Source organism: Paracoccus sediminilitoris (genome assembly GCF_003259195.1).
Classification (GTDB): domain Bacteria; phylum Pseudomonadota; class Alphaproteobacteria; order Rhodobacterales; family Rhodobacteraceae; genus Paracoccus; species Paracoccus sediminilitoris.
In genome coordinates, this window is sequence record NZ_QJPK01000014.1 from 1 (window position 1) to 7495 (window position 7495).

Sequence of the window (7495 nt, forward strand, 5' to 3'; positions counted from 1 at the left end):
TCTCTTCTGGCTCTGAAAATCAATGAGGCTGGAGCCTAGCTCCCGGTCGACGCGAAGTGCAAATAATGCAGCTGCATCAGGACGCCGCTGGCCTAGTCAAAAGACTTTACACCTCGGTGCCAAGCGAAGCAATTCGTATGCGGGCTGCGATCGGCGGACACGGCCGCATCACTCAAAGTGGCTCATCCGAATTATTGATAATCTGTATTATGTATCATAAAAGCATTTTGAGATTACGGAAGCGCTTCCATCCGGCCTTGTGGCTCGAGATGTCAACGCGCATGTTGAAGGCGATCACGCTCCGAAAGAAATATAGCGGCAGTCCGATCTCGGAATGTGATTTCAATGACCAATATGTGATTTTAGCTTAGTGACACAAGAAAAGAGCTTCGGATGCTGAAGGATATCGCCGGGTCGAAGACCGCGCTCATGACGGTTACGGCCGATCACGGTTCCAATATCTGCCTGACCCTGAAGCAATTCAACCTTTTCACCAATGTGATAAGTTCAGGTGCCTCGGCAACCGCCCCGTATGCCGTGACACGTCGGCGCGACATGCCATGCCCTTAACTGATTGCGCCAGGCTCTTTGAAACCCATCACGCCGATTGGGCCGCGGTAACGACCAAGGCATCCTTGGACTGCTCGTACAGACGAAAGACCATATGACGATGAACACGCCCTGCCCGATTATCTTCGACTTGGACGGCACATTGATCGACAGCGCCCCGGACATCCACAGTTGTGCTAACCAGGTTCTTGACAAGTTTGCGCTGCCCTCTTTGACACTGCCGCAAATCCGCAGCTTCGTCGGAGGTGGTGTCGATATCCTTTGGACGCGCATCATCGCCGCGCAGAATATTGATCCGGTCCAGAAGCCTGCACTCGTTGCGGCTTTCATGCAGCGTTACGAGCATGCCCATGACCTCACTCGGATGTATCCAGGCGTTCAACAGGCTCTGGAGCGCCTTTCCGACAACGGACACCCGCTCGGCATCTGCACCAACAAACCGCTTCATGCCACGCACAGCGTCCTGCGCCATTTCGGGCTGGATCGCATGATGCGGACGGTCGTCGGAGGCGATTCTTTACCGCAGAAAAAGCCGAATCCCGCGCCGTTGCGGCTGGCCATGAGGCAGATGGGCGCCACGTCCACAAATCCTGACGCGATCTTTGTGGGCGACAGTGAATTTGACGCCGAATGTGCAGCGGCGGTGCCGGTTCCTTTCCTGCTCTACACCGAAGGATATCGAAAAAGCCCCGCCACGGATCTGCCGCACATTGAAATGTTCGATCGGTTTGAGGATCTGCCAGGATTGGTCCTGTCGGTGGCCAACGCCTGAAATCCGTGCAGATTGCTGTCAGCAGGATTGCTTCCGGGGCATGGGCTTGACAACACGGTGCAAAAGTCGGCAGTTCCGAGGTTGAACTTGTGTCTTGAAAGGGCCCCGCCATGGATCTGCGTCAGCTGAGCGCCACTCTTGCCGTTTCGCCTCAGATCCTGCCCGAGGATGTTCCGGCGCTTGCCGAAGCCGGTTTCAAGGTTCTGGTCAACAACCGTCCCGATGATGAGGTCGGGCCCGATCTGGACCATGATGTGATGGCCAAGGCCGCCGCCGATGCCGGAATGGGCTATCGCTACCTACCCTTTCATCCCGGACAGGTGACGCCGCAGCTGATCTCCGATTTTGCCGCCGCGACGGCGGGACAGGGTCCGGTTATCGCTTATTGTCGCTCGGGGAACCGTTGCAGCGTGCTTTGGGCGCTGACCCAGGCAGGCAAGATGCCCGAAGATGACATCATCCAGACCGCGGAAAAGGCCGGTTACGATCTTGACGGCATCCGCCCCCTGATCGCGTCACTGGCCAGCCGCAAGGGCTGAAACGCCCCTGCCCTGCAATATCTTTTCAGGCCGGGACGTCCAGCGCGCGCTTGACGTTTGCGGTCCAACCCAACAGATGCAGATCGCCCGCGATGATGGCCGGCCGCTTCATCACGCTTGGCTTGTCGCCCATCATGTCAACAGGATCGGCAGCGCGTTCGTCCTCGGACATACCGCGCCATGTCAGGCTGGCCCGGTTGATGATCTTGTCGCCGAATTGCGCGACCAGATCGGCGCGTTCAGCGCCTGACAGCGGCTGCTGCTGAACGTCGTGAAACGCGACCGTCCAGCCGTGTTCCTCCAGCTGAGCCTTGGCCTTCTGACAGGTCGAACATTTTGCAAGACCAAGCATTTTCAATGACTTGTTCACAGGATATCACCTCAGATCAGGGGAACGAATGGCACTCCGCAGGCGGTCAGCGCCAGCAACGAAGCAAGGGCCAGAATGATGCGCATGTGATGTCCTTCGGGTGATGTCTTCACAGGGTTATGAAACGTGGCCCATCCGTCATCAAGTCACAAATCACCTGATCCCTCATGGTGAAGCCTGCGATGGATGCGCCCCATCGCCAGCCAGACCAGCAGGACGGTGAACGGCGTGATGATTGCCACCAGATGGGATTTCGGGGCATCCATCATGCCCGCGACGGGTTCCAGCGCATGCCCCAGAAGGCCGACGGCGTAATAGCTGATGGCGACGACCGAAAGGCCTTCGACCGTATGCTGCAGCCGCAATTGCAGGTCGGCGCGGCGGTCCATGCGCGTCATGATGTTCTGGTTCTGCGCGCTGCGTTCGACATCGACGCGGGTGCGCAGCAGTTCGGCGGCGCGCGCCGCCCGTTCCATCATCTTGCCCAAGCGCAATTCGACCGATTTCGTGGTGCGCATGGCAGGCTGATACCGACGACGCATGAATTCCGTCATCATCTGGCGGTCCATGAAACGCGTTTCGCGCAGAGCTTCGATCCGGTCGCTGACGATCGCCTCATAGGCCGATGTCGCGCCGAAACGAAAGGAATGCTGCACGGCCTCGGCCTCCAGCTGGGTCGATACCGACAGTAATTCGTGCAGCATCTGTTCTGCGGGGCGATCGTCGTCGGTCATCGCTTCCAGGATCGCGCTCAGGCGCGGTTCGATCTCGTTCAATCGATGCGCCAGCTTGCGCGCCCGGCCAAGTCCCAGCATGGACATGGCGCGATAGGTTTCCAGTTCGACCAACCGGTGCACCAGCCGCCCGATACGGCCCTCGGACGTGCCGGGACGGACGAATACCGCGAAACGCATCCAGCCGTCCGCATCGATGCGGAAATCGCTTGCGACCATCGCGGCCTCGTCCAGCACCCAGACCGCGGCCATGCTGTCGCGCGCAAACCAGCCCGACAACCGCTCCAAAGCTTCGGAAGGATCATCGGGCAGCCAGTCCACCTGCACCAGAACGGCCGCAACCCGCTTGCCGGGCGCCCGCACCTGCCATTCCGAGGAAAAGATCGCCGCCGCCGACGGATCGAAGGGCCGGATGGGCAGTCCGGGGGTCATCGCCATATAGGTCACGAACTCGGTATGGCTTTCCCATTTCAGATCGTGACGGCCCAACTTGCCCTGATAGTGGCTGTCCTCGGGATCAGGCCGCGGTCCGCCGTGACGCGACACCAGCAAGGCCAGATGTTCGGCATCCTTGCTGTGATCGCGGTTGGCGGCCTCCTTGGGTTCCTTGAAGGCCACGAAGGCGGCCGTCGCGGGCGCGGACAGCCGTGGCGAGGGCCGGGCGTGCAGCTCATTCACCAAGGCATAGCGCAAGGGATGTTCCAGTGCCGGGTCCACGCGAATTCTCCTGTCAGGGGCGCTTGTTCAGGACCACGTACAGCAGGCCGCCAAGGAATGCACCGATCAACCAGCCGAAGCCCGACAAAGATTGCAGACCGGGCAACCAGACCGTGCCCACCGAAAACAACGCCGCCAGTGCCAGGGCGATCAGCGCGCGATGATTCCAGCCGTTCCGGTAGTAATACCGGCCAGCCTTGTCTTCAGAAAAGAGCGCATCGACATCCAGTTCACGCTTCTGTACCAGATAATAGTCGGCGATCAGGATGCCATAAAGCGGCGCCAGCAAGGCGCCCACAGTCTCGACGAAACCCGCGATCCCGATGGCCGAGATGAAGGCGACCCAAAGCGCCCCGATGAAGAAGGCGATGCCCGCCGCAATTAGCCCGCCCATCTTGGCGTTGATCCGCGCAGGCGCCATGTTGGCGATGTCATAGGCAGCCGGGATGAAGTTCGCCACCAGGTTGATGCCCACCGTCGCCGCAAAGAAGGTGACCGCCGCAATCAATGTCAGGGCCAAGTTATCCACCCGCGCGACGATCTCGGTCGGATCGGTCAGGCGTTCGCCGTAAAGCACCACTGCGCCTGCGGTGATGAACAACGCGATCAGCGAGAAGAACGCCATCGAAACCGGCAGCCCCCAGAAGTTGCCGGCACGCATCTGGCCTTCGGTCTTCACGAAGCGCGAAAAGTCGCCGAAATTGATCACCACGGCAGCGAAATAGGCGACCATCACACCCACGACGGCGATAAAGCCGGACAGGGTGTTCCCGTCGCCTTCGCCTTGGAAGATGACGCCGATCTCGGACCAGATGCCGTTGCCGGCCCGCCACCAGATCATCAGCGCCAGCGCGATCATCACGGCATAGACGAAGGGGCCTGCCCAGTTCAGGAAACGGCCCACCCATTCGATACCCATCAAAAACAGCCCGATCTGGAAGGCCGCGACGATCAGATAGGCCAGCCAATCGACCCCCGCCATGCCCAGAAACGTCCCTGCCCCATCCGCCGCCAGCGCATCGATGCCAAAGACCGCGCGCAAGGCCAGCGCGACGGCGGTCGAGGCGAAATAGGTCTGCACCCCGTACCAGAAGATGCCGACGATCCCGCGCGCCAGCGCCGGAAAGCGTGCGCCATGAACCCCCATTGAGGCGCGCGCCATGACCGCATATGGGATGCCGTAACGGACCGATGGACGTCCCGACAGGTTCACCAGGAACATCACGATAAATCCCGCAAGGATGATCGCGGCAAAGGTCAGCCATCCATTCAGCCCATAGGTCAGAAACAGCGAAGCGGCCAACGTATAGCCGAACAGGCTCTGGATGTCGTTGTTCCAGACGTTGAAGATCTCGAACGCACCCCATTGCCGCTTATCGGGCGGGACCGGTGCCAGATCCTCGTTGTAAAGCGCAGATGCGTCCCGTCCCGTGTCTGTCGGTATCATGATGCCGTCCCCGTTCTCGTTTTGCGGTCATGACAGCGCGCATGAGGCCGTTGTCGCAAGCACAAAGGCGTGATCGACTTTCCCTTGGGGAAAGAAACAGAGTTCGGGAAATATGATGAATGGTTCTGCCTGATCCGCAGGCAGTCGGAAGATGGTGCGGCGAACAGGCCGCCGCACCAAGGGGTCAATCGACCATGGGAAGCAGCTTGTTGATGCTGTCCTTGGCGTCGCCATAGAACATCCGGGTGTTCTCCTTGAAGAACAGCGGGTTCTCGATGCCGGAATAGCCGGTGCCCTGGCCGCGCTTGGACACGAAGACCTGCTTGGCTTTCCAGACCTCCAGGACGGGCATCCCGGCGATTGGGCTGTTCGGATCATCCTGCGCCGCCGGGTTCACAATGTCATTGCTGCCGATGATGATCACGACGTCAGTCGAGGGGAAGTCATCATTGATCTCGTCCATCTCCAGCACGATGTCATAGGGCACCTTGGCCTCGGCCAGCAGCACGTTCATGTGGCCCGGCAGACGCCCCGCAACGGGATGGATCGCGAACCGCACGGTCTTGCCCGCCGCACGCAGCTTGCGCGTCAGTTCACTGACGGCACTTTGCGCCTGCGCCACCGCCATGCCGTAACCCGGCACGATGACCACGCTGTCGGCCTCGTTCAGGGCCGAAGCCACGCCGTCGGCATCGATGGCGATCTGTTCGCCCTCGATTTCGGCCGCAGGTCCTGTCTCACCGCCGAAACCGCCCAGGATAACGCTGACAAAGTGACGGTTCATCGCCTTGCACATGATGTAGGACAGGATCGCCCCCGAGGAGCCGACCAGCGCACCCGTCACGATCAGCAGGTCATTGCCAAGCGTAAAGCCGATGGCCGCAGCCGCCCAACCCGAATAGCTGTTCAGCATCGACACCACGACCGGCATGTCGGCACCGCCGATGCCCATGATCAGGTGATAGCCGATGAAGAAGGCCAGAAGCGTGATCAGGATCAGCCAGAAGACGCCTGCGCCGACACCTGTGAAGTAGAGGATGCCAAACAGCACCGCCAGCACCAGCGCGCCAGCGTTCAGCATATGGCCGCCTGGCAGCTTCTTGGGCTTGCCATCGACCCGTCCTGACAGCTTGGCAAAGGCCACGACCGAACCCGTGAAGGTCACGGCACCGATGAAGATGCCAAGGAAGACCTCGATCTTCAGCATGGCGATCTCGGCGGGGGTCTTGTCGGCCAGCACGGCGGCAAAGCCTTGGAAGACCTCGACCGCATCTTCTGCGCGGGCACGCATGACGCGGCTCAGTTCGATCTGAGCGTTGAAGCCGACAAAGACGGCGGCCAAGCCCACAAGACTGTGCATGGCCGCGACAAGCTGCGGCATTTCGGTCATCTGCACGCGCTTGGCCACGATCCAGCCGATGGTGCCGCCGATGGCGATCATGATGACCGACAGCAGCCAGTTTCCGGCGCCGGGGCCGAACAGCGTTGCCAGCACAGCCAGCGCCATGCCTGCGATCCCGTACCAGATGGCACGTTTCGCGCTTTCCTGTCCCGAAAGCCCGCCAAGCGACAGGATGAACAGGACCGAGGCGACCACATAGGCCGCGGTGGTGAATCCGTATTCCATCACCCTCTCCTTACGACTTCTGGAACATGGCAAGCATGCGCCGGGTGACCATGAAGCCACCAAAGATGTTGATGCCCGCCATCAGCACGGCCAGGGCACCCAGCAGCACGACCCACCAGGACCCGGACCCGATCTGCATCAGCGCGCCCAGGATGATGATCGAACTGATCGCGTTGGTGATCGCCATCAGCGGCGTATGCAGCGAATGGGCGACGTTCCAGATTACGCGGAAACCGATGAAGCAGGCCAGCACGAAGACGATGAAATGCGACATGAAGCTGACAGGCGCGACAAGGCCGATCAACAACAGCAGCAGACCGCCGCCGACCAGGATGCCCACCTGTTGGCGGGTGTCGGCCTTGAAGGCGGCTGCCTCGGCGGCGCGGCGCTCCTCGGGGGTCGGCTCCTTCTTCTTTTCCCTGGGCTTTTGTGCCGCAATGGCTGCCACCTTGGGCGGGGGTGGCGGCCAGGTCACGTCGTGATCGCGCGCGACCGTCGCCCCACGGATGACATCATCTTCCATGTTGTGGTCGATGATACCGTCCTTCTTGGGGGTTAGGTCGGCGATGAAGTGGCGGACGTTGTTGCCGTAAAGCTCGGACGCCTGCGCCCCCATCCGCGACGGGAAATCGGTATAGCCGACGATCACCACGCCGTTGTCGGACACGATGCGTTCGTCCATCACCGTCAATTCGCAGTTGCCGCCCTTTTCGGCGGCC

At 60.6% G+C, this 7495-nt stretch carries 8 protein-coding genes; 3 read left to right on the forward strand and 5 right to left on the reverse strand.

Features of this window, described 5'->3' with window-relative positions:
• Positions 1-393: 393 nt before the first annotated feature.
• The 3 genes from DKT70_RS18050 (at position 394) to DKT70_RS11760 (ending at position 1881) form a co-directional block, all read left to right on the forward strand.
• A complete protein-coding gene (locus tag DKT70_RS18050) occupies positions 394-570 on the forward strand; it encodes a hypothetical protein (protein WP_158530033.1) in 177 nt (58 codons plus the stop codon).
• 94 nt (positions 571-664) lie between these two features.
• Complete coding sequence (gene gph / locus DKT70_RS11755; RefSeq protein ID WP_111559320.1) at positions 665-1342, forward strand: phosphoglycolate phosphatase; 678 nt, start codon at positions 665-667, stop codon at positions 1340-1342.
• A 110-nt stretch (positions 1343-1452) separates the two neighbouring features.
• A complete protein-coding gene (locus DKT70_RS11760) occupies positions 1453-1881 on the forward strand; it encodes a TIGR01244 family sulfur transferase (RefSeq protein WP_072296234.1) in 429 nt (142 codons plus the stop codon).
• A 25-nt stretch (positions 1882-1906) separates the two neighbouring features.
• Here DKT70_RS11760 and DKT70_RS11765 read toward each other — a convergent pair whose 3' ends face one another.
• From DKT70_RS11765 to DKT70_RS11785, 5 genes are all read right to left on the reverse strand, one after another.
• The gene (locus tag DKT70_RS11765) at positions 1907-2233 is read right to left on the reverse strand and encodes an arsenate reductase family protein (protein WP_111559321.1); all 327 of its coding nucleotides are present in this window, start codon (positions 2231-2233) and stop codon (positions 1907-1909) included.
• Positions 2234-2397: 164 nt separating this feature from the next.
• A complete protein-coding gene (locus tag DKT70_RS11770; RefSeq protein WP_111559322.1) occupies positions 2398-3702 on the reverse strand; it encodes a DUF3422 family protein in 1305 nt (434 codons plus the stop codon).
• A gap of 13 nt (positions 3703-3715) precedes the next feature.
• Entirely contained in the window at positions 3716-5149 is a 1434-nt protein-coding gene (locus tag DKT70_RS11775; RefSeq protein ID WP_111559323.1) for an NCS1 family nucleobase:cation symporter-1, read from the reverse strand.
• A gap of 184 nt (positions 5150-5333) precedes the next feature.
• Positions 5334-6776, reverse strand: a complete 1443-nt coding sequence (locus DKT70_RS11780; RefSeq protein WP_111559324.1) for an NAD(P)(+) transhydrogenase (Re/Si-specific) subunit beta — start codon at positions 6774-6776, stop codon at positions 5334-5336.
• 10 nt (positions 6777-6786) lie between these two features.
• The coding region (locus tag DKT70_RS11785; protein ID WP_199559582.1) for a proton-translocating transhydrogenase family protein at positions 6787-7495 on the reverse strand (709 nt) is incomplete at its 5' end.